Raw genomic sequence first — 25,341 nt, 5'->3', positions numbered from 1 at the left:
CTGGTCGTGCGCGTCACAGCGCACTCACACGCGCCCCGCCGCCGACGCAAACCCGAGCCACGTGTGCCGGTTTCCCCACCAGCACCAGCCGACCTTCGGCGCGCCCTGGCGCGCGCGCCCGTCGCGACCCGTACCCGACGAGATCCACAACGCCGGCGTCCGCGTGTCCAGGTCGCCGTTCGGGTTGGTCTTGCGCGAGCCGATCGTCATGAAGCACGCGTTCGCCTCGATGATCCCTGGTGTCTGAAGCGCCCAGTGGATGCCCTCGACCAACGTCAGCGGCGTGCGGCCGGCGTCGGTCATGGCGGGGAGCGCCTCAGCAGGTGACCAGTTGCGCATCTCGTCACCGCGCGTCGGGTCGGCGACGACGTACACGTCAGCGTCCGGAAGCACCGCGTGCGCTGTGGGACGGAAGTCGTCGACGTCGGTCATGTCCTCGACGACGAACCCCTCCCGCACCTCCCCCGCAGCGCCCGCGCGGCCCGGCGCCGGGAGCCGCATGAGGTGCGCGAGCTTCGAGGCGGGAAGGACGCGCTCGTGGAGCACGAGAAGGGACCCCTCTGGGGTGGCGGTCGCCAGGCGCGACGCCTCGGCGCGCAGCGCGTCCGGGTCAGCGATGAGGCCCAGGGAGATGAGCCGCTCAGCCTGTGCATCGAGCGGCGGGAGAACAACGGTGGGTGAAGTGGACACGCTCATGAGACCTCCGGGGACGACGGCGGCTCATACCAACGCCGTCCGATGCCCGGATATTCCAGGCCTGGCTCCGGGACGTCTCAGACAGCCCCCCTCACAGCCTCCAGTCGCGGCTCGATCGACTCGGCCAGCAAGCGGATCTCACGCTCTGCGACCTGATTCCCGCGCGCCACGTCTCGCCAGCCCGCCAGAGCCGACGTAACCGCCGCGATCCGCTGACGCGCACCCTCGAGGCTCAAGCTGCAGCTCCCAGCGAACCCCAGCAGGCCGTCCACCTCGTCCGGGGGCGCGTCCGCTCCCATGATCGACGTCGACCGAGCTCGCAGGGGGTCCCCGGTGGGATTGACGTCGAACGCAGGGCTCAATGTCCACGCGCCTCGCCACGCGAGCAAGCCGTGGTTGCGCAGATGGTCGTCCGTGTTGCCGAGCGCGACACTCGCGACGACACGGTCGTAGAGCTCGTGCAGGTCCGCCCGGGGTGTCGCCGACAGGTCCCGCACTGCCTGCGCGACGTCGTCATAGTCACGATGTTCGCCGTCGGTCGACTCGGTCGCCGTCATCGCGCTGATGTAGCCGATACGGTCGCCCGCCGCCGAGCGATCAAAGCGACGAAGGACAAGGACGCTGCGCTCCCCCACCTGTGTGAGCCTGCGTTCCGGGGTCCGGATCCCGGCAGCAGCGAGCAGGTCGAGCGCTGTCGCCTCCCAGGCCATGACATCCCACTCGTCACTGGCATGCGGAAACTTCGCGATCGCGAGGCTGCCGTCATCGAGCCGCACCGACGCCTTGGGGCGCGCTCCAGCCAAACTGGAGAAACGTGGTCGACAACCGTCCGCGCTCCCGGGTGAAGTGCGCCTGCCCGACCAGCCGCGGAACCCCGGCCGAGTCCATCAGAACCTCGACGGTCGTCATCGGGCGCGCTTCTTCGTGAGGTTGCCGGCACGCAGGCGGCCGATGTCGCTGCGCAACGGGTCGACGGCGTCGACAGTCGCCTCAAGAACACCGAGCGCACGGAGCACCTGCGCCACGTTGCGGAACCTCACGCCCGGGTCCCCCTGCTCGATCTTGCGGAGAGTGTCCCGCGTGATGTCCGCACGCTCGGCGACCTGCTGCGCCGTGAGCCCCAGGACCATGCGCCAGCCTCGTACATGCTCGCCAAACTCTGTCATCTGCTTGTCGATCCGGTACCCGGCCATTGCACCTCCTCCTGGTATGACGACGATTCTAGCCACTACGCCCAGCAATGGCGAGATTCCCCGTCAGAACGCACGCCCCTGTTCGAGGGGAGCTCACGCCGCTGCTCTCCGACACTTCCCTGACCTGACTCTCCGGGATTCAGTGGCACGCGACCAGGGTTGCTAGGCGAGAGTGCCCGCCAGGGCGACCAGCTTCAACATGGCTCGCTGCGCCCGGACGAGAGCGGTCACCGACACAGAGGCCGAGGAGTAGGCGGCGTGAGTCTTCAAGCTCAGGAGCACTCGCAGTGACGCCGCAGCGTCGGTATCAGCCTGCTTCAGCAGCGCGACCGCATCATCGTGACTCTCACCTCGCGCATGCACGCCGAGCAGGGCGCAGCAGATGACATCCGCAGCAGCGATTCCGGCCGTGACTGCGAGCGTGACGAAGACGTCCGAGACGGCCGCCTCGTCATCAGCCAGGGCCAGCACATCCACGGCGGACGAGGCGAACTGCCGCGCCTTCGCGAGTCGTCCCGCGCGCGTCGCGCCGTCACACTCGGAAGTCCGCATCGGCCGTCACTCTCAGTCCCGCTCTCTTTGAGCCATCGCCCTGCGGAGCCGGACCGGATCTCCGGCTACGAACAGACCCTCGCGGACGATGTCATCGAGCACCCTCGCATAGCCGGGCTCGGCTAGGCGGTCTTCGTCGACGACGAAGGCACGAGCATCGTTGCCCGTCCATCGTGCGACCGCGCTCTCCAGGGCCTCCACCTGGGGAAACCAGACCTCATCCCGGGACTCTGTGGACCGCACCAAGAAGATGTCGACGTCAGACGACGTCGTCGCGTGCTGCCGCGCCATCGATCCGAACACTGCTGCGTAGACCGCTGGCTCCGCCCATGAACCGAGCCGTCCCTCGATCCGGGCGAACAATCTAGGGACCTGCGTCGCAAGCTCGATGATCGCATCTGCGGCTAGATGCTCGCGGTTGAGCGCATAGGCCCTGGCGGTCACCCCGGCGCTCGACATCGTGACGACCCCCTGCTCCGTCAGGCGTTTGAGGACTCGGCGGACACCCGCGACGGTTGCGTGGGGCATGAGTCGCTGAAGCTGACCGGGCGTGAATGCCGCGTCGGCGAGGGCAAGGTGGGTCAGTACATCGCCGTCAAGTGTCGGCGTCACGACAGCCAGCGGGTGAGCAGCATCCATTCACGAAGAATAGTTCACGTTTGCGAACTTTCCTATGTGGTTCGGGTCGAGGCCCGCGCCAGCGCCCCCAGCACCGGCCGCCCCAGCGCCAGCACCCCCGCGGCCGTCACGACTGCGCGCACCGTGTCGACCGACAGCGTCGACGTCGCGAGCGAGTACGCGAGGAACCGCGGCACGTTCTCCGCGAGGCCCGCGCCCGGCACGTAGGACAGCTGCGTCGCGCCGCCGAGCGCGAACGGCCAGAACCACAGGTTCGTCGCCAGCCCGTACACGTACGCCGCGACCACCGCGTATGCGGCGAGCGCGACGATCGCGCGCCTGCCCGGCCGCCCACGCCCACCAGGAAGCACCATCCGCCCCACGAGCCCGGCGCCAGCGCCGACCCACGCGGCCGCGAACGCCTGGAACGGCAGCCACGGCCCGACTCCTGCCGTGAGCAGCGCCGACACCAGCATCGCGAGCGCGCCGAGGGTGAACCCGAGGCTCGGCCCGAGCGCCGCACCGGCGAGCACGAGCAGCATGAACATCGGCTCGACTCCCCCGATGCCCGTCCCCATCAGCCGCAGCGCCGCCGTCAGCGCGGCCAGCACGCCGAGGAGCGCGAGCGAGCGCGGGTCCGGCCGGTCGCGCGTCACCGCGGCCAGCGCGGCGGCCAGCACGAGGGGCAGGAGCACGACGACGAGCCACGGCGCGCTCTGCCCGTCCGCCCGCGGCAGGGCCGCCCCGACGAGCGGCCAGCCGAGCATCACCGCACCGAGGACGCTCGTCAGCAGCACGAGCCCGCGCGACACCCACCGCGCGCTGTCCCGCGTCACCCGTGAGCCGCCCGCCGCAGGGGGCTCGGCAGCGGCCGGAGCACTCACGGCAGTCCCCCGCCCGCGAGCCCGAACGCACCTTCGCCAGCCGCCGCACCGTCCCGCGCCTCAGCACCGTCCCGCGCCTCAGCACCGTCCCGCGCCTCGGCACCCGCGCCCGCACCAGCCCGCTGCAACTCCCCCACCGTGAGCGCGGGCAGGGGCCGGACGACGCGCGCCACCTGCGGCGCCCCGGCCATCGACCCGGTGAGCACCTCGCGCGCAGGCCCGTCCGCGATGACATCGCCGTCGGCGAGCACCACGACCCGGTCAGCGGCCTCGGCGGCCGTCTCGACGTCGTGCGTCGCGAGCACGACCGTCGCTCCAGCCGCGGCCCGCGACCGCAACGCCGCGACGAGCGCGTGCCGCGCGGGCGTGTCGAGGCCGCGCGTCGGCTCGTCGAGCAGCAGCACGCCCGCGCCGGCGGCGAGCTGGATCGCGACGACGAGCGCGAGGCGCTCCCCCTCCGACAGGTCGCGCGGGTGCGCGTCCGCGGAGATCCCCGGCACGAGCGTGTCCAGGAGGCTCCGCGTCGTCCCGGCAGGCGCCCCGGCGTCAAGGTCCCCGGACGCGCACTCCGCCGCGACGGAGTCCGTGAACAGCAGCGCGCCCACCTCCTGCGGCACGAGCACGACGTGCCGCCGCGCCTCAGCCGCACCGAGCCGCGCGGGGTCCACGCCGTCAACCTCGAGCCGCCCCCGGTGCGGCAGCGCCCCCGCGAACGCGCGCAGCAGCGTCGACTTCCCTGCGCCGTTGCGTCCCATGAGCACGGTCACCTCGCCCGCGCGCAGCTCGAGGTCGAGCCCGCGCACGACGACGGCGCTCCCCCGCCGCACCTCCACGCGCCGCGCGCGCACCGCAGCAGGTCCCGGCGGCACCGGCGCCGCAGGCGTCCGCACCTCGATCCGCCCCGGCTCCGCGAGGAACGCGGCCCGCGCCTCGCGCACGTCGCGCGGCACCGCGCCCCACCCGGCGACGTCAGCGAGCCGTACGAGCGGCGGCGCCTGCGGCGTCCCGTGCAGAGCCTCGCGCCCGCCCGCCGTGAGCGTCCCGTCGCCGGGCAGGTGCCACACGCGGTCCGCGACGCCGAGCAGCCGCTCGAGCCGGTGCTCCGCGACCACCACGGTGAGCCCGACGTCCCGGGCGAGTCGCCGCAGCGCGCCCACCACGTCGTCGGCAGCGACCGGGTCGAGCGCCGACGTCGGCTCGTCAAGCAGCAGCACCGACGGCTCCGACACGAGCACCGCGCCGAGCGCGACGCGCTGCGCCTGCCCGAGCGACAGCGTGTCGAGCCGACGGTCGCGCAGTGCCGCGAGGCCGAGCAGGTCGAGCGTGTCCTCGACGCGGCGTCGCATCGTCGCGGGCGCCACGCCCTGCTGCTCGAGGCCGAAGGCGAGCTCCGTCTCGACGTGCGCCGTCACGAACGACGCGAGCGGGTCCTGCCCCACGTACCCGGTCACGTCCGCTCGGTCGCGCGCGGGCACGTGCAGCACGTCCCGCCCACCGACGCGCACGGCGCCCGCCGCGCGCACGTCCGTCCCGTCGCGCAGCCCCGCCAGGGTGCGCAGCAGCGTCGTCTTGCCGACGCCGGTCGGCCCGGCGAGCAGCACCACGTCGCCCTCGGCGACGTCCGTCGTGACGCCGTCGAGCAGCGTGCGGTCGCCGATCGAGACCGTCAGGTCCTCGAGCTGGATCACCGCGCCACCGCCACGGGACCGCGCAGGGGCGCGGCGCCCGTCGGCGCCTCCGCCTCACGCGCGAGGGGCGCGACGAGATCCGTGCGCGTCGGCCGCGCAGCCGTCCCACCCTCCGGCAGCACGAGTCCCACGAACGCCGGCACTGCCGCGACGACGACCCCGACGAGCAAGCCGCCCGAGAGCGCGAGCCACGCGTCCGGCACCGGCACCCGCACCGCGACCGACGCCGTCGCGACGAGCGCAGCGCCCACCGCCCCGCACGCGACGAGCCCGAGCGACACGGGCGTCCACCGCGGCGGCCGGTACAGCGTCGTGCGCCGCCCCTCGGCACCGCCGCGCAGCGCGAGCCACGTCAGCACGCCCGCGAGCAGCGCGAGCGCAGGCGCGGACCACCGCGGCCACGCCGGATCGAGCACGGCGAGCAGCGCCGCCCCCGCCGCCCCGACAGCCCCGACGGTGAGCGGCGCGGCGCCACGCGTGACAGCATGCGTCGCCCCGAAACCGCGCGCCTCCATCCCGGTCGCGATCGCGAACGACCGCTCGACGGCCCCCGCGAGCACGGGCACGACGACGCGCTCGAGCACGTGCCGGTCGCGCGCCCCGCGCCCGGTGAGCGTCACGCCGCGCAAGCGCAGCGCGTCGCGCGTGTCGAGGACGGACCGCACGAGCGACGGGAACGTCGACACGGCGATGACGGCCGCGGTGGCGATCGGCCCGAGCGCGGCGGGCGCGTGCCGGAGCAGGCCCGCGGCGTCAGCGATCGTGTGCGCCGCGCCGACGGCGAGGATCAGCACCGCGAGCTGCAGCCCACCTGCAGTCCCGGCGAGGAGCGCTTCTCGCGTCACAGGTCCGAGCAGGGTGAGCGGCCCGACGTCGAACGCCGGCAGGTCCACCAGCACGTGCACGCCGGGCGTCGCGAGCACGACGTGCGCGAGCACCCGCACCACGACCACGGCGCCCGCCACCGCGAGGTACACGCCGAAGCCCCGCGCGCCCTCCGGACGGTGCACCGCCACGGTGAGCAGCACGACCGCGCCGAGCAGCGCGAGCAGCAGCACGTTCGTCGTCGCCGTCGCCGCCACCGCCACGCCGGCCGCCCACAACCACCACGCGCCCGGGTGGACGCTCCTCAGGTGCACGGACGTCATCGTCGGCGCCGACGTCGCGCCGCGAGCACCACCGCGGCCCCGACGAGGACGAGCAGCAGCGCGCCACCGGCGTACACAGTCACCGCGGGCCCGTCACCGTCACCGTCCACGTCACCCGCGGGGACGCGCCCCTCCCAGCCGCTCGGCAGCTCGAGCCAACGCGCCTTCTCCGGAGACATGAGCGGCGGCAGCCCCTCGTCCCGTCCGACGGCGTACACGAGCGCGATCGCGTCCCGCGCACCCAGCTGGATGTCGCCAACTCCCGAGGTCGCGTACGTCCACTCGTCGGCCTGCGAGTCCCACGTCGCGACCCACAGCGACCAGTACGCGCTCGCGGGAGGAGTGCGCTGGCACGACTCGGTGCGCGTCGAACCGTCCGGCAGTGCGATGACCTCGTCGGCGGCTGGCCGCCCCTCGACGCGGCACACGAACGCGAGCCCCATCGAGGCGGTGCCTTCGAGCTTGACGCCCGCGGCCTGCAGCACGTCGAGGGCGCGCCCGGTCGTCGGCTCGCACTGGATCACGCCGCCGGGCTGCCCGTCAGCGTCCAGGTCGCCATGGTCGACGACGATCGTCACGCCCAGGCACCCCCCGTAGGTCTGACCGTCCGAGGCCGTGCGAGCGGGACCCGACGCCGTCGCGGCCACCCCAGCCGCGCCCGCGGCGGGCGCGAGCCCGAGCGCAAGCGCGGCCGTGAGCGCCGCGACGGCGAGCCTGCGCATCAGCCCTCAGCCCCCACGAGGTCGAACAGACCCGAGCCGAGCAGCGCGGGCACAGCCTGCGCGGACGCGCGGGCGTCGGGCGCGGTGCCGTCGAACGTGATGGCGAGGCCGTCGCCGGCCGCGACGGTCTGCGACGCGAGCCAGGCGCGCGCCTCGCCGACGACCGGGTCCGTGGACGCGGCGTCCGTGAGCGCGACGAGCGCGACGCCCGCCGAGTTCGTGTTCGCCACAGCCGGCTCACCGGTCACCCAGGCGCGTCCCCCGTCGACCTCGGTCGCCGCAGCGGCGAGCCACTCGGCGGCCTGCGTCGTGACGGCCTCGTCGAGGTCCGTCGCGCCCGAGCGGGTGTAGCCCGTGAGCGCGGAGAGCGCGAACGCCGTCGAATCCACGTCGCCGACGCACTCCTCGGCGTCGAGCACCGCGGGGAACGAGCCGTCGTCGCACTGCTGCGCAGCGAGGTACGACGCGGCCCGCGTCAGTCGCTCGGTGCCGCCGTCGTTCGCGAGGGCGACCGGACGGGCCAGCGCGAGCACGCCCCACGACTGGCTCACGGTCGACGAGTAGTCGTCGGCGCCCAGGTCGGAGATGCGGCCGGACTCCGTGACGTACGTGGCAAGGCGTGCATCCAGAGTGAGGGCCTGCGTGAGTCCGACAGCGCCCAGCACCACAGCGCCCTTCGCGGTCGATCCTGCATAGCCGGTCGTCTCGCCGTCGCCCGCGTACGTGTCGACCACGGGGGTGCTGAACGCGCCAGCGAGTTCATTGGCGAACGTGCGGTCACCCGCGGCGAGAGCGGCGACGAGCACGTCGAGCGTGAGGCCCTGGTCGGGGTAGGCCGTGCCGTCGAACTCGGTGACGAACAGCCCGTCCGTGAGCTCGGTCGCCGCGAGCCACGCGAGCGCGGCCTTCGCGACGTCCTCGGGCGCGTTCGACGCTGGTTGCGTCTCCGTCGCAGAGGGAGCAGGGGTGGCGGAGGTGGCCGACGCCGTCGGCTCCTGGGCGGACGAGTCGCCGCACGCGGCGAGCGGCAGGACGAGAGCGGTGGCGAGCAGGACCGCCGCGGTGCGGGCGGTCGGGCGCGAGGTGCGCATGGGTGGCCTTTCGGTGAGGGGTCGTCGAGGCGCGGGCGTTCGCCCGGCGGTGGCGCAGTCCCCCTCTGGGGCCATCGTCCTGCGTCCGACGCCGACTCTAGCGAGCAGCGCGAGCACGCGGCAGAGGTGTCCGCGTACCGGCCCTCCCCGGCTGCGCGTGCTGCGCGACGGCGTGCGCGAGGAGCACCTGCGCCGCGATGTACGTCGACATGATGAGGAATCCCTCCTGCGGCGGGTCGAACGACGGCGCGAACGCCCGCAGGCCGATCATCGCGTCGGACGCGAGGAACACGACACCGCCGACGCCCGCGACCGGCCCCGCACCCCATGCGAGGACCGACGTCGTCACGAGCGCACCCGCGTACACGAGCAGCGCCGGCAGCAGCGGGCCGGCCTCGCCGGCGCACAGCGCGACGATCATCACGAGCGCGGCCGCGTACGCGAGCAACGACCACGGGGCGCGCACCGCCGCGCTGCCCTGACGCAGCGGCCAGAACGCCGACGCGTACACGACCTGCGCGACGAGGAAGAACCCGACCATCGCGAGGAACCCCGCGTCACCGTCGAGGAACCGCGGCGCGGTGTCGCCGAGCCAGGAGAACCCGAGGCCCAGGAGGAAGCGACGCACGATCCGCGGCCGCGGCGCTCCCGACGTCCGGGCGGCGAGCCAGCCCGCGACGGTGGGCATGAGCATCACCTGCGTGACGTCAGCGAGCCCGTCGCGATCCGTGAGCTGGGCAGCCAGGTGGACGATCGACACGGTCGCGGCGACCGCCGCGGTGGTGCTGACCAGGGTGTTGGCGCGCACGGGTCCTCCTCGTCGTCGAGTGGGCCCACCTTACGTGACGGTCTGTCACCTGCTGAAGAGTGCGAGCGCGCCGGCCCTCACGCGCCGTCCGACGTCAGCGCGAGGTGCACGCGGCGGTGGTACGCCTCGAAGCCCAGCCGTTCGTAGAGCTGGAACGCGCCCGTCGGGTTCGCCGTGTCCACCGAGAGGGTCGCGTACTCGATCCCCTCCGCCGCATACAGCGCCATCGCCCGGGCGAGAAGAAGGCTCGCGACGCCTCGGCCGCGCGCCTCGCGCACCACCCCGAGGATGTCGACGTACGCGCTCGTGAAGCCCTGTGCGGGCCAGTCGTCCGGGAGCTTCTCCGACTTCAGGTAGCCCACGACCGGCGCCCCGGGCGCCTGCGTGTCGCGTGCGACGAGGCTCCACTCCCGCACGAACGCCCACCGCTGCTCGAGCCACCGCTCCGCGCCCTGCGGCTGCGACCCCCAGTGGTCGGCGAACGCGGCGTTGTGCGCGAGCCGCACCTCCTCCTCGACGTCCGCTGTCCACGGCTCGACGACGACGCCGTCTGCCGCCGCGACGTCTGGAAGCGCGACGGACAGGTCGCGGCGCAGCAGCGCGTAGTGCCGCAGCGGCGCGAGCCCGGCGCGCTCGTACAGGCGCCGTGCGGCCGCGTCGTCGACGCTGAGGAAGACGCCGATGCGCCAGGGCACCTGGTCGCCGGCCGGGTGCGCGGCGACGAGCGCCTGCGCGCGCTCGAGCGCCCACGGCACGAGAGCCCGCCCGATGCCGCGTCCCCGCCACTGCGGGTGCACCCCGCCGAAGACGAGCACGCGACGCTCCGACTCGTCGTCGGGCGGTGCGAGCAGCTCGATCCATGCGCGGGCGACGCCGTCGTCGTCGAGCCCGACGATCGTCTCCTCGGCCAGGTTGCGCCACGGCGCACCGAGCTCGTCCTCCATCTCGGCGAGCGACATCCGGTACGGCAGGTCAGCCGCTTCCTCGATCGCGTTCTCGAGCGCGAGCAGGGTCGTGGCGTCCTGGGGCGTGAGCGCGCGCCAGCGCAGCGACGGGTGCAGGTCCATGAAGCCCACCGTGCCCTGCGGACGGCCCGCCCGTCGAGAGATTTCAGGCGTCGATGCGCGTCCGGTCGAGCCCCTGCGCGCCCGCGACGATGAACTCCTTGCGCGGCGCGACGTCGGAGCCCATGAGCAGCTCGAAGACCGTCTCGGCGGCCTGCGCGTGCTCGAGCGTCACGCGGCGCAGCGTCCGGTGGCGCGGGTCCATGGTCGTCTCCGCGAGCTGGTTCGCGTCCATCTCACCGAGGCCCTTGTAGCGCTGGATGTCGTCCTTGTAGCGCTTGCCGGCCTTGTCGAGCTTCTTGAGCGTCGCCCGCAGCTCGGCCTCCGAGTACGTGTAGATGTACTCGTTCTTCTTGGCTCCCGCGCCGATCACCTCGATGCGGTGCAGCGGCGGCACCGCCGCGAACACGCGGCCGGCCTCCACGAGCGGTCGCATGTACCGGTAGAACAGCGTCAGCAGCAGGGTGCGGATGTGCGCGCCGTCGACGTCGGCGTCCGTCATCATGACGATCTTGCCGTAGCGGGCGCTCTCCAGCTCGAACGACCGACCCGAGCCCGCGCCGATGACCTGGATGATCGCCGCGCACTCCGCGTTGCGCAGCATGTCGGTGATCGACGCCTTCTGGACGTTGAGGATCTTCCCGCGGATCGGCAGGAGCGCCTGGAAGTCCGAGGACCGCGCGAGCTTGGCCGTGCCGAGCGCGCTGTCACCCTCGACGATGAACAGCTCAGAGCGTTCGACGTCGTCGCTGCGGCAGTCCGCGAGCTTCGCCGGCAGCGAGGACGTCTCGAGCGCGTTCTTGCGGCGCGAGATCTCCTTCTGCTTGCGCGCCGAGATGCGCGCACGCATCTCCGCGACGACCTTGTCGAGCAGGAGCGACGCCTGCGCCTTGTCGTCCCGCTTGGACGACGTGAGGATCGCGCCGAGCTCCTGCTCGATGACCTTCGCGACGATCTGGCGCACCGGCGCCGTGCCGAGCACCTCCTTCGTCTGGCCCTCGAACTGCGGCTCGGCGAGCCGCACCGTGACGACCGCGGTGAGCCCCGCGAGGATGTCGTCCTTCTCGATGCGCTCGGCCGCGTCCTTCGTCGACACCTTCAGACGGCGCGCGTTCGCCTCGACCTGCTTGCGCACCAGCTTGAGCAGGCCCGCCTCGAACCCGGCGAGGTGAGAGCCGCCCTTGGGCGTCGCGATGATGTTGACGAACGTCTTGACGTTCGTGTCGTACCCGCCGCCCCAGCGCAGCGCGACGTCGACCTCGCACTCGCGCTCGACGTCCTGCGGGTTCATGTGCCCCTTGTCGTCGAGGACCGGGACCGTCTCCGTGAACGTCCCCGAACCTGTCAGGCGCCACGTCTGCGTGACGGGCGCATCAGGCGCCAGGAAGTCGACGAAGTCGACCGTGCCACCGGTGTGCAGGAACGTCTCCGTGTGCGGGCCGTCGGCTCCGGGCGTGCCGGGCAGCCCGCGCTCGTCGCGCAGCGTGACCGAGAGCCCGGGGACGAGGAACGTCGTCTGGCGGATGCGCGCGACCAGGTCCTCGTAGGAGAAGACGGCAGTCTTCGGGAAGACCTGCCGGTCCGCCCAGTAGCGCACGCGCGTGCCGGTGCGGCCGCGCGGGACCTTGCCGGAGACCGTGAGCTCGGACTTCGCGACGAACGGCGTGAACTGCGCGTCCGGCGTCGGGCCCGTGCGAGGGTCGTCGAAGACGCCCGGCTCCCCGCGGTGGAACGTCATGCGGTGCGTCTTGCCGCCGCGGTCCACCTCGACGTCGAGCCGCGACGAGAGCGCGTTGACGACGGACGCGCCGACGCCGTGCAGACCGCCCGACGCCGCGTACGAGCCGCCCCCGAACTTGCCGCCCGCGTGCAGCTTGGTGAAGACGACCTCGACACCGCTCAGCCCCGTCTTGGGCTCGATGTCCACGGGGATGCCACGGCCGTCGTCGGCGACCGTCACCGACGAGTCAGCGTGCAGGGTCACCTCGATGCTCGAGCAGTGCCCTCCGAGTGCCTCGTCGACCGAGTTGTCGATGATCTCCCACAGGCAGTGCATGAGGCCGCGCGAGTCCGTGGAGCCGATGTACATGCCGGGACGCTTGCGCACCGCTTCGAGCCCCTCGAGGACGGAGAGGTGGCGGGCGCTGTATGACTCGATCGTGGCTGTCGACACGGTTCCCTACTGTAGGCGGTGGTGCGCCGTGCTCCGCGTACCCGCGCCGTCCAGACGCCGAGACGTGAGCGCCGTCATGTACGCCGGTGGCGAATATCGGCCCTTTCCGCCGGGCGGTCGCGCTGCGCTCTGGTTGACTGGACACATGAACATGACGACGACCACCCCTCTCACCGTGGCTGACCGTTGTGACCGGTGCGGCGCTCAGGCCTACGTGCGGGTCACCCTGCCCGTCGGCGAGCTCCTCTTCTGCGCGCACCACTCGCGCGAGCACGCCGCTGCGTACACCGAGATCGCCGTGGAGATCCAGGACGAGACGGACCGTCTCCTCGAGGAGCACGGCGCAGGCGCGGGCGCAGCCCAGCACTGACCCGGCACAGCGCGCGGGCGATGGTCCGCGCGCGGCCCCAGACGAGAAGGACCCCCGCACCGCTGGTGCGGGGGTCCTTCTGTCGTCCCCGGGACGACGCCGGGGCCTCTCGTCGTGAGGGCCCGCGGCGGCCACGCGCCGCACACCTGTCGTGGGGACGCTGGCCTGCCCCGGGAGACGCCGACGGCGCCCGCTGTGGTGGCGGGCGCCGTCGGGACGCTGGTCGAGCGGGTGCTCAGTCGAGGTAGTCGCGCAGCACCTGAGAGCGGCTCGGGTGACGCAGCTTCGACATCGTCTTGGACTCGATCTGACGGATGCGCTCACGAGTGACCCCGTAGACCTTGCCGATCTCGTCGAGCGTCTTGGGCTGCCCGTCGGACAGGCCGAAGCGCATGGACACGACGCCGGCCTCACGCTCGGAGAGCGTGTCGAGCACCTGGTGCAGCTGCTCCTGCAGGAGCGTGAAGCTGACCGCGTCCGCGGGGACGACAGCCTCGGAGTCCTCGATGAGGTCACCGAACTCGGAGTCGCCGTCCTCGCCGAGCGGGGTGTGCAGCGAGATGGGCTCGCGACCGTACTTCTGGACCTCGACGACCTTCTCGGGGGTCATGTCGAGCTCCTTGGCCAGCTCCTCCGGCGTGGGCTCGCGGCCCAGGTCCTGGAGCATCTGGCGCTGGACGCGCGCAAGCTTGTTGATGACCTCGACCATGTGCACCGGGATACGGATGGTGCGGGCCTGGTCGGCCATCGCACGCGTGATCGCCTGGCGGATCCACCACGTCGCGTACGTCGAGAACTTGTAGCCCTTGGTGTAGTCGAACTTCTCGACCGCGCGGATCAGGCCGAGGTTGCCTTCCTGGATCAGGTCCAGGAAGAGCATGCCGCGACCCGTGTAACGCTTGGCGAGCGAGACGACGAGACGCAGGTTGGCCTCGAGGAGGTGGTTCTTCGCGCGACGGCCGTCGCCCGCGATCCACTCGAGCTCGCGGCGGTGCTTGGGCTCGATCTCGCCGCCCTCGGCAAGCTTCTCCTCGGCGAACAGGCCCGCCTCGATGCGCTTGGCCAGGTCGACCTCCTGCTCCGCGTTGAGGAGCGCGACCTTACCGATCTGCTTGAGGTAGTCCTTGACCGGGTCGGCGGTAGCGCCGGCGGTCACGACCTGCTGGGCAGGAGCGTCGTCGTCGTCCGCGTCGGAGTAGACGAAGCCGGTCGCGCCGTCCTCGGGGGTCTCCTCCTTGGCGGCAGGCTCCTCAGCCTCGGGCTCCTCGTCGGGGGCTGCGACAGCCTCGTCGACAGGATCGGCCTTCTTGGCACGCGAACGCGTCGTCGTCTTCTTGGCCGCCGCGCGCGGCGCCTTCGCGACAGGCGCCTCCTCGACGTCGGCCTCGAGCACGTCGTCGAGGTCCTCGATCTCGGGCTCGACCTCAGGCTCTGCAGCGACGGTCGCCTTCTTCGCGCGAGTCGTCTTGGCCGCCGTGGTCTTGGCGGCGGTCGTCTTGGTCGCGCGAGCGGTCGTCGACGTCGCGCGCGGCGACGCCGCAGCGGCAACCTTGGCCGGGGCGACCGGCATAGCCACCTCGATGCCGATCATCGCGAGCGCGCGGTAGATCGCCTTGAGCCGCTTCGCGTCCGCGACGCCAGCGGCCTCGCAGGCCTCGCGGAAGCTCTCGGCGTCGATGCTGCCAGCACCGGAGCCACGGCGGACGATGTCCTGCAGAGCAGGGTGCTCGAACTCGCGCGGAAGTGCGGGATTCGAAGGTGTGGACGCCACAGAAGACCTTTCGGCATGGAGCACAGGAGCGGGGCAGGCGCGGTATCCCGCTGTGAATCGTGCGGGCGTCGCTACCTACCATTATAGCCCGAGGCACCTGGATCACGAGCCCCGACGGGGCCCGCGACCCTGGTACGGGGCGCTTTGACGGTCACGTCAACTCCCCCCGCAGCCCCGATATTCCCGCGCCCCCGGTCCTCCGCCGTCCTGCCCGCCCACCCTCGCCCGTCAGATCGGCCTGCTCGCTCGGACCCACCCCGGCGGCATCCCGGCGTCGAGCGCCTGGGAGATCAGCAGCGCGAGACGGTATCCGGGCTCGACCTCGAGCGCACGGTCGATCCAGATGCGCGCCTCCGCGCCGCCTCCTTCCCACCAGGCGATGACACCGAGGAGCGTGAGGGCGCCGGGCGAGCCGTCGCGAGAGTGCGACGCGACGTGCTTGAGGAGCGCGCGCGACGGCTCGCACACCTCGGGTGTCGGGGGGACGCCCACCGTCGGGTCGACGATCGCCGAGATCGCCCACGCGACCCGCTCGTCGTCGAGCGCCGTCCCGTACGAGATGTCAGGGAAGCCGTCAGCCTCCGGGACGAGCGAGATCAGGACGGCGTCCCGGACCGTCACGTCCTCGAGCGCGGCCGCGAGGCGGCCCCACGCCGTCGGGCGCCCCGGCGCGGCTGCAGGTCCGCCGTCGCGCCGCTGCTCGCGACGCCACAGCCGGACCGACTCTTCCTCCCAGGCCGGCTCCTCGCGGCGCGCGCGCCACTCACGGGCCGCACGTTCCGCCGTGCGCCGGGAGGACGCCGGGGCGACGGGCAGCCGCCCGAGCGCGGCCCGGTTCTCCGCGACCGCAGAGCCGAGGTACACCATCTCCGAACCCACCTGCGAGCCAGCGAGATCGTCGATCGGGAACGACTCGACCACGTCGAGGCCCCGCGAGAGCCGGTGGTAGCCCGAGGTGGTCACGGCCCACAGACCGTCCACGGGCGCAGCCTCCGAGGCGGCGTCAGCCAGCCGCCCGACCGCCGTCGCGGCCGTGCCCTCGAGACCGACCGCAAGGTCGTCGACGTAGAGGACGAGCACGACACCCACGGCGCCGTCCGACGCGAGGTGCGCGGCAAGGTTGCGGGAGAGCTGCTCCCCCATGCCGTCGGCCGCAAGGTCGGCGACGTCGGCGCGGGCCATCATGCCGACGCGCCTGCGCGGCGGGCGCAGGCTCACGAGCACGACCGAGTCGGTCGGGTGGAAGCCAAGCTGGAACGGGATGAGGGCGAGGAGCTCACGGGGCTCGGTCGCACGGATCGTCTTCGGGGTGGTCATGACCTCAGGTGACCCCGGTACGCGGTCGCAGCGCGCGGCCCCCAGGCCGAACGTGGACCTGGATCCCCCACCCCCGCCGCTGTGGGCAGGCAAGCGGCCACGTCGGACGCCTGCCGCGTCACGCTCCGCGGCTAGTGTGGGCGCATGAGCACCCTCGCCCTCGTGGACCGCGAAGACGTACGCCCCCGGGTCGACGAGATCGTCGCCGACTACCTGACCTCGGCCCGGTTCGACCACGAGGCCCAGCACGGGCCGGAGACGCTCCCCCTCTACGACGCGATGGGGCGCATGCTCTCCGGGGGCAAGCGCCTGCGCGCCGCGTTCGCCTACTGGGCGTGGCGCGGCCACGGCGGCACGCTCGACTCGTCCGAGCGTGAAGGCGTGCTGCGCATCGGCGCGAGCCTCGAGCTGTTCCAGGCCGCCGCTCTCTTCCACGACGACGTCATGGACAAGTCCGACACCCGCCGCGGCCACCCCACCGCGCACGTCCACTTCGCGCGGGTCCACCGCGCGCAGGGCTGGCCAGGCGACTCGAACCAGTTCGGCCTCTCCGCGGCGGTCCTCCTCGGCGACCTCGCGCTCGTCGCGAGCGACGACCAGCTCGTCGACGCCCTGACGCACCTGCCCGACGACGTCTACCCCGGCGTCCGCGCGATCTACTCCGAGATGCGCACCGAGGTCACGATCGGCCAGTACCTCGACGTCCTCAACCAGGTGAGCCCCTGGACCGAGGACGCCGCCGAGGCCGAGCGCCGCGCCCGCGCCGTCATCCGCTCCAAGTCGGCCCGCTACTCCGTCGAGCACCCGCTCACCCTCGGCGCCGCGGCCGCCGGCGCGGACGACGACCGGCTCGACGCAGTGCGCCGCTTCGGCCTTCCCCTCGGCGAGGCGTTCCAGCTCCGCGACGACGTGCTCGGCGTCTTCGGCGACCCGGCCGTCACCGGGAAACCCGCCGGTGACGACCTGCGCGAGGGCAAGCGCACCGTCATGCTGGCCCGCGCTCTCGCGGATGCGACCCCTGCCGAGGAGACCGAGCTGCGCGGTGCCCTCGGCGCCGACGCACTCAGCGACGCGGACGTCGCCTCGCTGCGCGAGATCTTCGAGCGGACGGGCGCGCTGTCCTACGTCGAGCACCTCGTCGCGGAGCTGAGCGACCAGGCCTTCGCGGCGCTCGACGCGCTCGAGCTCGACGCCGAGCCGGCATCGATGCTGCGCGCGCTGGGCTACGCGGCGGTCGAGCGTCGCGCCTGACCGGCGCGACGCCCGTCCATCACAGGAGGGCCTGGGCGACCCGTCGCACCTCAGACTTGCGTCCCTGACGCAGCGCGTCGATCGGCGCAGCGCCGATCGAGTCCTCGACCGTGAACAGCCAGTCGATGATCCCCTCGTCCGAGAAGCCCAGGTCCGTCAGCACGACAAAAGTGCCGGGCAGCGACGCGAGGACGACGTGCTTGACGTCCTCGGCGTTCTCGGGCGCCGGGCCGACGTCCGCCGGGTTCGCCATGTGCGCCGGCACGAAGAACTTGGCGGGCACCTGGAAGATCGACCGCTCCCCCCGCTTCACGCCGACGATCTTGCGCTCGTGCAGCAGGCCGCGCACCTTGCTGAGGTCCGTGTCGAGAAGCTCGGCGACATCAGGGATCGTGAGCCACTCGCCCACCGGGTCAGTTCCGTTCATGCCCCAACCGTAGACGCACGAGGCCTCGACCGACGTGCCGCGTCGCTTCACGGCTTCATCACACCCGGAGCCCTAGACTCGCAGGCGTGGGAGCCACTCTGACCGATCCGCTCGTCGGCAAGCTTGTCGACGGGCGCTACCGCGTCGTGTCCAGGATCGCCCGCGGCGGGATGGCGACGGTCTACCTCGCCACCGACCGCAGGCTCGACCGTGACGTCGCGCTCAAGGTCATGCACCCGCACCTCGCCGACGGCGCCGACGGCGCCGACTTCATCTCGCGCTTCCGCCGTGAGGCCCGCGCAGCTGCTCGGCTCACGCATCCCGGCCTCGTCGCCGTCTTCGACCAGGGGCTCGACGGCGAGACGAGCTACCTGACGATGGAGTTCATCGACGGGACCAACCTGCGCCACACGCTCGTGACCGAGGGGGCGCTCGAGGTGCGCCACGCGTTCTCGATCGTCGAGTCGGTGCTCGACGCGCTCGCGACCGCGCACCGCAGCAACCTCGTGCACCGCGACATCAAGCCCGAGAACGTGCTCATCGCCGAGGACGGGCGGGTCAAGGTCGCGGACTTCGGCCTCGCCCGCGCCGTCACCGAGGTGACGTCGACCGCGACGGGCACCGTGTTCGGCACGGTGGCCTACCTCGCCCCCGAGATCATCCTCACCGGTACGTGCGACGCCCGCACCGACGTCTACGCCGTCGGCATCCTCCTCTTCGAGATGCTCACGGGCAGCCAGCCACACACCGGCGACACGCCGATCCAGGTCGCGTACAAGCACGTCAACACCGACATCACCGCACCGTCGTCGCTCGTCAGCTGGCTCCCCCAGGAGATCGACGAGCTCGTGTGCGCGCTCGCCGCACGCGCTCCTGAGGACCGCCCGACCGACGCGACGGCCGCCCTCGAGCTCGTGCGCCGCACGCGTGCGAGCCTCGACGCGAGCGACCTCGACCGACGCGCCGTGGTCGCACCGCCGACGACGGCCCCGGCCGTCCCGTCGCCCGCGGAACCTGACGACGAGGACGACGACGCGGCCGAGACCCCCGCGTCGCCGTCCGACAGCTCGGACGAGACGGCGCTCCCGCCCGTGCCCCCGCCGCCCACCACGGGCGAGCAGCCCGCCGTCGCGACGAGCCCGCACGACGCAGTGACGCAGGCTCTCGCGGTCGGAGCCGCGGGTGCGGCGTCAGGCACGACGATCGCGCTACCCATCGGCGTCCCCAGCAACGCCGAGGACGAGGCCGCTGCCCCCGCGAAGGCACGCCAGCGTCGCCGGCACCGCATCCTCGTCGCGCTCCTCACGTTCGTGCTGCTCGCCGCGGTCGCTGGCGGTGTGACCGTCTGGTGGACGGGCTACGGACCTGGCGCCTACACGAACGTCCCGACCGGCCTCGCCGGTCAGGAGCAGCAGGCCGCCATCGACATGCTCACGGGCCTCGATCTCGACCACACCGTCACCGAGCGGTACGACGACGCGATCGCCAAGGGTGCCGTCGTCGAGACGAAGCCTGCCGAGGGCGAGGAGATCAAGCGCGGCGGTGCCGTCGAGCTCGTGGTGTCCCTCGGCGTCGAGACGTTCGTCCTGCCTGACAAGCTCGTGGGCATGTCCCGGGACGAGGCCGCCGCGGCGATCGAGGCGACCGGGCTCACGGTCGGCCCCGACGATCGCGTCTACGACGACAAGATCCCCGCCGGACAGGTCATGAAGGTCTCGCACCAGGGCGGGGAGGCGATCCCGCACTACACGCCCGTCGTGCTCACCGTCTCCGACGGCCCGGCGCCCGTCACCGTCCCTCAGGTCGTCAACTCGACCCGTGAGGACGCGACGACCGTGCTCAAGAACCTCGGCCTCAAGGTCAAGGTCAAGAAGGACTTCTCGGAGACCGTCGCCGAGGGCCGCGTCGTCGCACAGTCGATCGAGCCGTCAGCCCAGGCGAAGCGCACGGACACGATCACGATCACCGTGTCGAAGGGACGCCCCCTCGTCGAGGTACCCGACGTCCGCGGCATGGACACCGACGCCGCGCACGCCGAGCTCGAGAAGTACGACCTCGTCCCCGAGGACCAGTTCGCCTGGGGCGGGTTCCTCGGCAAGGTCCGTTTCCAGAGCGTCGACCCTGGCGTCAAGGTGCCCAAGGGCACGACCGTCTCGCTGACGATCTTCTGAGCCGCCTGACGCTCTCCTGAGTGAGCCACAGCGACGGTCGGGCCCAGCTCTCGTCGGAACATGACGAAGGGGCGCCGAGATTCTCGGCGCCCCTTCGTCGTGCGCTGGCTCAGCCGCGGAGCATCTCCGCGACCTGGAACGCCATCTCGAGGCTCTGCTGGTGGTTGAGCCGCGGGTCGACGAGCGTCTCGTAACGCAGCGCGAGGCCCGCGTCGTCGATCTCCTCGCTGCCGCCGAGCACCTCGGTCACGTCATCACCGGTGAGCTCGACGTGCAGGCCGCCGGGCACCGTCCCGGCGGCGCGGTGGACCTCGAAGAAGCCGCGCACCTCGTCGAGCACGTCGTCGAACCGGCGGGTCTTGTAGCCGCTGTCCGAGGTGATCGTGTTGCCGTGCATCGGGTCGGTCACCCACGTCACGGGCGAGCCGTGGTCGCGGACCGCTGCCACGAGCGGCGGCAGCGCCTCACGGATGCGGCCCGCACCCATGCGTGTGATGAACGTCAGGCGACCTGGCCGCCCGGCCGGGTTGAGCTTCTCGATGAGCGCGATCGCGTCGTCAGCCGACGTCGTCGGGCCGAGCTTCACGCCGATCGGGTTCGACACGCGCGAGAGGAACTCCACGTGAGCCCCGTCGATGTCACGCGTCCGCTCCCCGATCCACAGGAAGTGCCCCGACGTGTCGTACGCCTTGCCGCTGCGCGCGTCCACCCGCGTGAGCGCACGCTCGTAGTCGAGCAGGAGCGCCTCGTGACTCACGAACATCTCGACGGTACGCAGCGCATCGAAGTCGGCGCCGCACGCGTCCATGAAGCGGATCGCACGATCGATCTCGTCGGCCGTGCGCTCGTAGCGCGCGTACGACGGGTTGCGCATGAAGCCGCGGTTCCACTCGTGCACGCGGCGGAGGTCCGCGGATCCGCCGGTCGTGAACGCCCGCAGGACGTTCAGCGTCGCGGCGGAGATCTCGTAGCCCTCGACGAGCTTCTGCGGATCAGGGCGGCGCGCCTCGAGGGTGAAGTCGTGGCCGTTGACCATGTCGCCGCGGTATGCGGGCAGCGTCACGCCGTCCCGCGTCTCCTCGTCGGAGCTGCGCGGCTTCGCGTACTGGCCGGCCATGCGGCCCATCTTCACGACGGGCGTGCTCGCGCCGTGGGTGAGCACGACCGCCATCTGGAGGATCGTGCGGATCTTGTTGCGGATGCGGTCGGCGTGCGCGTCGGCGAACGTCTCCGCGCAGTCCCCGCCCTGCAGGAGGAACGCCTCACCACGACCAGCGGCCGCGAGACGTGTCGTCAGCAGGTCCGCCTCGGCGGGCACCACGAGGGGCGCCGCCGCCGAGAGGCGAGCAACCGCCTGGCCCAACGCTTCCGCGTCGGGCCAGGACGGCTGCTGCTTGGCGACGAGCGTGCGGAAGCGGTCGAGCCCGTCGACCGCAGCATCGTGCGCCACGAGCGTCATGACTTCGCAGGCACCGCGCTCTGGCCGATACCGGCGAGAAGGTCCTGGAACCATGCCTGCGAGACGTCGAACGCCTTGCCGCCGGCGATACGCGGGAACTCGATCGCGCGCAGGCGGTCGCCGTTCTCCTCGTCGTGACCGACAACGCCGGACTCGCCGCGCAGGGCAGCCTCGACCGCGAAGTCCGTCATGGACTTGATCAGGCGCAGGTCCTCGGGGTTCGCAGCCGCGGCACGCGAGTAGTAGCCCGACTTCTGGACCATGGTCTTCTCGGCGCCGAGGAGCTCCGCGAACTGCTTCGCGAACCACTGGCCCGGGTTGATCGTGTCGAGCTTGACGTGACCGAACGGGTCACGCTGGACCTCGGCGCCCGAGGCCTCGAGCTGCGCGACGATCTCGTGCATGCCGGCACCCTCGGACAGGAAGATGTTCACGTTGCCGACCTCGTCCATGACGGTGCGCAGGCGCTTCGCCTCGGCCTCGATGTCGAGCGCGAGCTCCGGCACGAAGACCGCGTGGACATCCCAGCGCTCGCGCGACAGGCCCAGGCTCGGCACCCACTCCTGCTGGTCGAGCCACTTGCGGTACTCCGCAGCCGCGGCGGCGGTCAGCCAGCCGCAGTGACGGCCCATGACCTCGTGCACGATCAGCATGCGCGGGCCCGATCGGTGCTCGCCGATGACGTTGGCCGCGAAGCCCGCAGCCTCCTCGGCAGCGGTCCATGCGCCGAGGGATTGGCGGATCGGCACGACGTCGTTGTCGATCGTCTTGGGCAGGCCCACGACCGTCAGCTCGTAGCCGTTCTCGTGGAGGTAGGCAGCCAGGTCGGCGGCGGTCGTGTTGGTGTCGTCGCCACCGATCGTGTGCAGGACGTCGACGCCGTCGGCCTTGAGCTGCTCGGCAGCGACCTTGAGCGGGTCCTGGCCCTCCTGGACGAGGCCGCGCTTGACGCAGTCGGCCGCGTTGGTGAGCTTCACGCGGCTGTTGCCGATCGGCGAGCCACCGAACTTGTGCAGGATGCCCGCCTTGGCGCGACCCTCGGCGTCGACGACGATCTTCGTCCCCGTCAGCAGGCCGTGGTAGCCGTGCTGGTAGGCGATGATCTCGACGTCGGGGGCGACCTCGGTGTATCGCTCGATCAGGCCGCCCACGGCGGAGGACAGGCAGGGGGCGAACCCGCCCGCGGTCAGCAGGGCAACGCGGCGTACCGCCATCACATCAACCTCTCATCGTGCCCGCGCTCTCAGCGGCGCCGGGGCGGGCGGTGGATCTGCGCGTGCGCCGCGACGTCGTCGCGCACACGCCCATCAGTCTACTGACGTGCCCGGTTCCTCCGACGGAGGTACCGGAACCTGGACGTCCGGGATCGGGCGCCCACCAGGAGCCTGCCCTGAGGTCGGCGCTCCGGCGTCGGTCTTTTGTCCCGCAGCGAGACGCGCCTTCTGGGTCGCGGCATAGACGTCGACGTACTCCTGGCCCGACAGGCGCATCAGCGAGTACATGATCTCGTCGGTCACCGAACGGAGGATGAACCGGTCCTCCTGCATGCCCTGGTACCGCGAGAAGTCGAGCGGCTCGCCGAACACGATGCCGATGCGCACCGGACGGGGCAGGACCTTGCCGAGGGGCTGCGCGACCTCGGTGTTGATCATGGCGACCGGCACGACCGGGACGCCGGACTCGAGGGCGAGGCGGGCCACGCCAGTCTTCCCGCGATACAGACGTCCGTCGGGGCTGCGCGTGCCTTCGGGGTAGATCCCGAAGAGCCCACCCTCACGGAGCCGCTTCAAGCCCGTGTTGAGCGCGGCCTCGCTCGCCTTGCCGCCCGAGCGGTCGACCGGGATGGTGCCGACGCCGCGGAAGAACCCGGCCTGGAGACGCCCCTTGATCCCGGTGCCCGTGAAGTACTCGGACTTGCCGATGAAGACGATCTCCCGGTCGAGCACGAGAGGCAGCACGAACGAGTCGATCACCGCGAGGTGGTTGCTCGCGAGGATCGCGCCGCCCTCGGCGGGCACGTTCTCGACGCCTCGCGTCCACGGCCTGAAGAAGAGCTTCAGCCACGGGCCCGCGAAGACACGCTTCATCAACCAGTAGAACAACCTGCCTCCTCGTGCGCCCTGCGTTCGCGAGGTGCATCACCGACTCTAGAGTGAACAGCATGTCGGAACCGAATGCAGCGCCCCACCCTGATGGCGAGGAACTGCCGCGCGACTCCCACGCGGACGAACCGGACGCACAGGACGTCGAGCCCGACGACGCTCCTGAGCCGCCCGACGAGCCTACGACCAGTGGCGACGCGGACGACACCGACGCGCGGTTCGCGAGCATCGTCGCCCAGCTGAGGTCTGACCCGATCTGGGCCGAGTCCGCGAGCCAGGCTGCCCCGAGGACGGAACCGAGGTTCCCCACGGCTCCCGGCGTCCGCCCCTTGGGACCGCGGGATCACCCTGCGACCGACGACGTCGTCGACCTCGAGGACGACCAGAGCCACTACGAGCCTCCCGAGCCGCCGCCTCTCCTCGGTGGCGACCCGTTCCTCACGCTCGGGTGGATCGCGGTGGTGCTCGCGATGCTCTCGCTCCTCGCGACCGTCTTCGGTCCCAAGCCCACCCCGACGCTGTGGCTCCAGGTGACGGGCGGCGTCCTGCTCCTCGGTGTGACGATCCTGCTCTGGCGCATGCCGCACCGGCGCGACCCGGACCACGTCCCCGACGACCAGGTCTGACGACGCGAGAGGCGCCGACGACTCCCGTCGTCGGCGCCTCTCGCGTCGTCAGGGGACCCTCAGTGGCGCGCGAGGTCGGCCGCGCCGACCATGCCCGCCTCGTTGCCGAGTCGCGCGAGCTCGATGCGAGCGAGCGCCGGGCGGTGGGTGCGCGCCGAGAGGTGCTTCTCGAACGACGCGACGGTCGGGTCGAGGAGGACAGCCCCGGCGTCGCACACGCCACCGCCGATCGCGATGACCTCGGGGTCCATGAACGCCGAGAGCGACGCGGCGCCCGCGCCGAGCCACTGGCCGAGGTTCGCGAAGATCTCGATCGCGAGGGCGTCGCCCTCGTGCGCCGCCGTCGTCACCATCGGGCCCGTGAGGTTCTGCGGGACGCCGCCCGCGAGCTCGAGGAGCCGCTCGGCGCGGTCCGCCTGGGCGACAAGTGCGGCGCGTGCGTCGGCGACGAGCGCGGAGCCCGAGGAGTACTGCTCCCAGCAGCCCGCCTGGCCGCAGCCGCAGAAGCGACCGTCGGGGACGACGCGCATGTGCCCCACCTCGGTGCCCATGCCGTAGCGGCCGCGCACGAGCTCGCCGCCGACGACGGCGGCGCCGCCGAGGCCGGTGCCGACCGTGAGCACGAGGAAGTCCGTCGTGCCACGCCCGGCACCGAAGCGGTACTCGGCCCAGCCGGCAGCGTTCGCGTCGTTCTCGACGACGACGGGGATGTCCGGGTTCGTCAGCTCCGCGACGCGGGCGGCGAGAGGGTAGTCGCGCCATGCGGCGATGTTCGTCCCGAACAGGACCGAGTCGCGCTTCGGGCTGCAGAAGCCGGCGGCAGCGAGGCCGATCGCGCTGATCTCGTACGACGCCGAGAGCTCCTGGTAGGCCTCAGCGATCGAGCGGTCGATGTTCGCGGCGTCGCGCGGGTCGGTCGGCTTGCGCACCTGCGCGAGCAGGGTCCCGTCCTCGTCGACGACGCCCGCCGCGATCTTCGTCCCACCGATGTCGACACCGAGCGCGTGCATATGTCTGTCCTCATGCTTTCCGGAGAGCTGTGCCCCGTGACGGGGTTGCCGCCCAAAGCCTGCCACACGCGAGGGCCCGTGAGACCTACCCGTCCGACCCTTGCGCGACCCGCCTCGCTCGGCATCGCGGCGCGCCCAGACTCCAGGGGGTGGGACCTAGGTCTCAACTCTGCGACGATCGAGACTGATATTGCCGCGAA

Annotated in this window: 25 protein-coding genes; 4 read left to right on the top strand and 21 right to left on the bottom strand. The window is 72.0% G+C overall.

Going from position 1 to position 25,341, the window contains the following annotated elements; genetic code table 11:
* Positions 1-24: 24 nt before the first annotated feature.
* The 14 genes from AC4F3Q_RS12480 to AC4F3Q_RS12415 form a co-directional block, all read right to left on the bottom strand.
* Complete coding sequence (locus AC4F3Q_RS12480; RefSeq protein ID WP_491040234.1) at positions 25-696, bottom strand: DUF5701 family protein; 672 nt, start codon at positions 694-696, stop codon at positions 25-27.
* Positions 697-773: 77 nt separating this feature from the next.
* Positions 774-1,472, bottom strand: a complete 699-nt coding sequence (locus AC4F3Q_RS12475; protein ID WP_491040233.1) for a type II toxin-antitoxin system HipA family toxin — start codon at positions 1,470-1,472, stop codon at positions 774-776.
* Positions 1,459-1,605: a hypothetical protein gene (locus AC4F3Q_RS12470; RefSeq protein WP_491040232.1), complete on the bottom strand. Its 147-nt coding sequence runs from the start codon at positions 1,603-1,605 to the stop codon at positions 1,459-1,461. Before AC4F3Q_RS12470 ends, AC4F3Q_RS12475 begins: the two co-directional genes overlap by 14 nt.
* Positions 1,602-1,889: a helix-turn-helix domain-containing protein gene (locus AC4F3Q_RS12465; protein WP_491040231.1), complete on the bottom strand. Its 288-nt coding sequence runs from the start codon at positions 1,887-1,889 to the stop codon at positions 1,602-1,604. Before AC4F3Q_RS12465 ends, AC4F3Q_RS12470 begins: the two co-directional genes overlap by 4 nt.
* Before the next feature lie 162 nt (positions 1,890-2,051).
* Positions 2,052-2,441 carry a hypothetical protein gene (locus tag AC4F3Q_RS12460; protein WP_491040230.1) on the bottom strand — a complete coding sequence of 130 codons (390 nt, stop codon included), beginning with the start codon at positions 2,439-2,441 and terminating at the stop codon, positions 2,052-2,054.
* Positions 2,442-2,453: 12 nt separating this feature from the next.
* Entirely contained in the window at positions 2,454-3,080 is a 627-nt protein-coding gene (locus tag AC4F3Q_RS12455; protein ID WP_491040229.1) for a nucleotidyltransferase domain-containing protein, read from the bottom strand.
* 32 nt (positions 3,081-3,112) lie between these two features.
* A complete protein-coding gene (locus AC4F3Q_RS12450; RefSeq protein WP_491040228.1) occupies positions 3,113-3,943 on the bottom strand; it encodes an ECF transporter S component in 831 nt (276 codons plus the stop codon).
* Positions 3,940-5,631 (bottom strand): ABC transporter ATP-binding protein, encoded by a 1,692-nt coding sequence (locus tag AC4F3Q_RS12445; protein ID WP_491040227.1) that lies wholly within the window; start codon positions 5,629-5,631, stop codon positions 3,940-3,942. Before AC4F3Q_RS12445 ends, AC4F3Q_RS12450 begins: the two co-directional genes overlap by 4 nt.
* Positions 5,628-6,770: an energy-coupling factor transporter transmembrane component T gene (locus AC4F3Q_RS12440; protein ID WP_491040226.1), complete on the bottom strand. Its 1,143-nt coding sequence runs from the start codon at positions 6,768-6,770 to the stop codon at positions 5,628-5,630. The genes AC4F3Q_RS12445 and AC4F3Q_RS12440 overlap by 4 nt, the downstream gene beginning before the upstream one ends.
* 5 nt (positions 6,771-6,775) lie before the next feature.
* Positions 6,776-7,501, bottom strand: coding sequence for a hypothetical protein (locus AC4F3Q_RS12435; RefSeq protein WP_491040225.1), 726 nt, complete (start codon positions 7,499-7,501; stop codon positions 6,776-6,778).
* Positions 7,501-8,592, bottom strand: a complete 1,092-nt coding sequence (locus AC4F3Q_RS12430) for a prenyltransferase/squalene oxidase repeat-containing protein (protein WP_491040224.1) — start codon at positions 8,590-8,592, stop codon at positions 7,501-7,503. The genes AC4F3Q_RS12435 and AC4F3Q_RS12430 overlap by 1 nt, the downstream gene beginning before the upstream one ends.
* A gap of 97 nt (positions 8,593-8,689) precedes the next feature.
* Positions 8,690-9,400 (bottom strand): lysoplasmalogenase family protein, encoded by a 711-nt coding sequence (locus AC4F3Q_RS12425; protein WP_491040223.1) that lies wholly within the window; start codon positions 9,398-9,400, stop codon positions 8,690-8,692.
* Between the two features lie 77 nt (positions 9,401-9,477).
* Positions 9,478-10,467, bottom strand: coding sequence for a GNAT family N-acetyltransferase (locus tag AC4F3Q_RS12420; protein WP_491040222.1), 990 nt, complete (start codon positions 10,465-10,467; stop codon positions 9,478-9,480).
* A gap of 43 nt (positions 10,468-10,510) precedes the next feature.
* Positions 10,511-12,637 carry a DNA gyrase/topoisomerase IV subunit B gene (locus AC4F3Q_RS12415; protein WP_491040221.1) on the bottom strand — a complete coding sequence of 709 codons (2,127 nt, stop codon included), beginning with the start codon at positions 12,635-12,637 and terminating at the stop codon, positions 10,511-10,513.
* 145 nt (positions 12,638-12,782) lie between these two features.
* Between AC4F3Q_RS12415 and AC4F3Q_RS12410 the strand changes: the two genes are divergently transcribed.
* A complete protein-coding gene (locus AC4F3Q_RS12410; protein ID WP_286189404.1) occupies positions 12,783-13,007 on the top strand; it encodes a DUF7455 domain-containing protein in 225 nt (74 codons plus the stop codon).
* A 235-nt stretch (positions 13,008-13,242) separates the two neighbouring features.
* Here AC4F3Q_RS12410 and AC4F3Q_RS12405 read toward each other — a convergent pair whose 3' ends face one another.
* Entirely contained in the window at positions 13,243-14,778 is a 1,536-nt protein-coding gene (locus AC4F3Q_RS12405) for an RNA polymerase sigma factor (protein WP_491040220.1), read from the bottom strand.
* A gap of 228 nt (positions 14,779-15,006) precedes the next feature.
* Positions 15,007-16,095, bottom strand: coding sequence for a DUF4192 domain-containing protein (locus AC4F3Q_RS12400; protein ID WP_491040219.1), 1,089 nt, complete (start codon positions 16,093-16,095; stop codon positions 15,007-15,009).
* Positions 16,096-16,239: 144 nt separating this feature from the next.
* Between AC4F3Q_RS12400 and AC4F3Q_RS12395 the strand changes: the two genes are divergently transcribed.
* A complete protein-coding gene (locus tag AC4F3Q_RS12395; protein ID WP_491040218.1) occupies positions 16,240-17,346 on the top strand; it encodes a polyprenyl synthetase family protein in 1,107 nt (368 codons plus the stop codon).
* Between the two features lie 19 nt (positions 17,347-17,365).
* Here the strand turns inward: AC4F3Q_RS12395 and AC4F3Q_RS12390 are convergent, their stop codons facing one another.
* Positions 17,366-17,773, bottom strand: coding sequence for an Rv2175c family DNA-binding protein (locus AC4F3Q_RS12390; protein WP_168447259.1), 408 nt, complete (start codon positions 17,771-17,773; stop codon positions 17,366-17,368).
* An 86-nt stretch (positions 17,774-17,859) separates the two neighbouring features.
* Between AC4F3Q_RS12390 and pknB the strand changes: the two genes are divergently transcribed.
* The gene (pknB, locus tag AC4F3Q_RS12385) at positions 17,860-19,944 is read left to right on the top strand and encodes a Stk1 family PASTA domain-containing Ser/Thr kinase (protein ID WP_491040217.1); all 2,085 of its coding nucleotides are present in this window, start codon (positions 17,860-17,862) and stop codon (positions 19,942-19,944) included.
* Positions 19,945-20,053: 109 nt separating this feature from the next.
* Here pknB and AC4F3Q_RS12380 read toward each other — a convergent pair whose 3' ends face one another.
* From AC4F3Q_RS12380 to AC4F3Q_RS12370, 3 genes are all read right to left on the bottom strand, one after another.
* A complete protein-coding gene (locus AC4F3Q_RS12380; protein ID WP_491040216.1) occupies positions 20,054-21,403 on the bottom strand; it encodes a class II 3-deoxy-7-phosphoheptulonate synthase in 1,350 nt (449 codons plus the stop codon).
* On the bottom strand, positions 21,400-22,617 hold the full coding sequence (locus AC4F3Q_RS12375; protein ID WP_168447257.1) for a pyrophosphate--fructose-6-phosphate 1-phosphotransferase: 1,218 nt from the start codon (positions 22,615-22,617) through the stop codon (positions 21,400-21,402). Before AC4F3Q_RS12375 ends, AC4F3Q_RS12380 begins: the two co-directional genes overlap by 4 nt.
* Before the next feature lie 93 nt (positions 22,618-22,710).
* The gene (locus AC4F3Q_RS12370) at positions 22,711-23,505 is read right to left on the bottom strand and encodes a lysophospholipid acyltransferase family protein (RefSeq protein WP_434060845.1); all 795 of its coding nucleotides are present in this window, start codon (positions 23,503-23,505) and stop codon (positions 22,711-22,713) included.
* A gap of 59 nt (positions 23,506-23,564) precedes the next feature.
* Between AC4F3Q_RS12370 and AC4F3Q_RS12365 the strand changes: the two genes are divergently transcribed.
* Positions 23,565-24,131: a hypothetical protein gene (locus AC4F3Q_RS12365; protein WP_491040215.1), complete on the top strand. Its 567-nt coding sequence runs from the start codon at positions 23,565-23,567 to the stop codon at positions 24,129-24,131.
* A 59-nt stretch (positions 24,132-24,190) separates the two neighbouring features.
* On the opposite strand, the gene AC4F3Q_RS12360 is transcribed toward AC4F3Q_RS12365, so the two are convergent.
* The gene (locus tag AC4F3Q_RS12360; RefSeq protein WP_168447256.1) at positions 24,191-25,141 is read right to left on the bottom strand and encodes an ROK family glucokinase; all 951 of its coding nucleotides are present in this window, start codon (positions 25,139-25,141) and stop codon (positions 24,191-24,193) included.
* Between the last annotated feature and the right edge of the window lie 200 nt (positions 25,142-25,341).

This window comes from Flavimobilis sp. BM9 (genome assembly GCF_058313055.1).
This window is presented reverse-complemented; position numbering and strand designations above follow the sequence as displayed.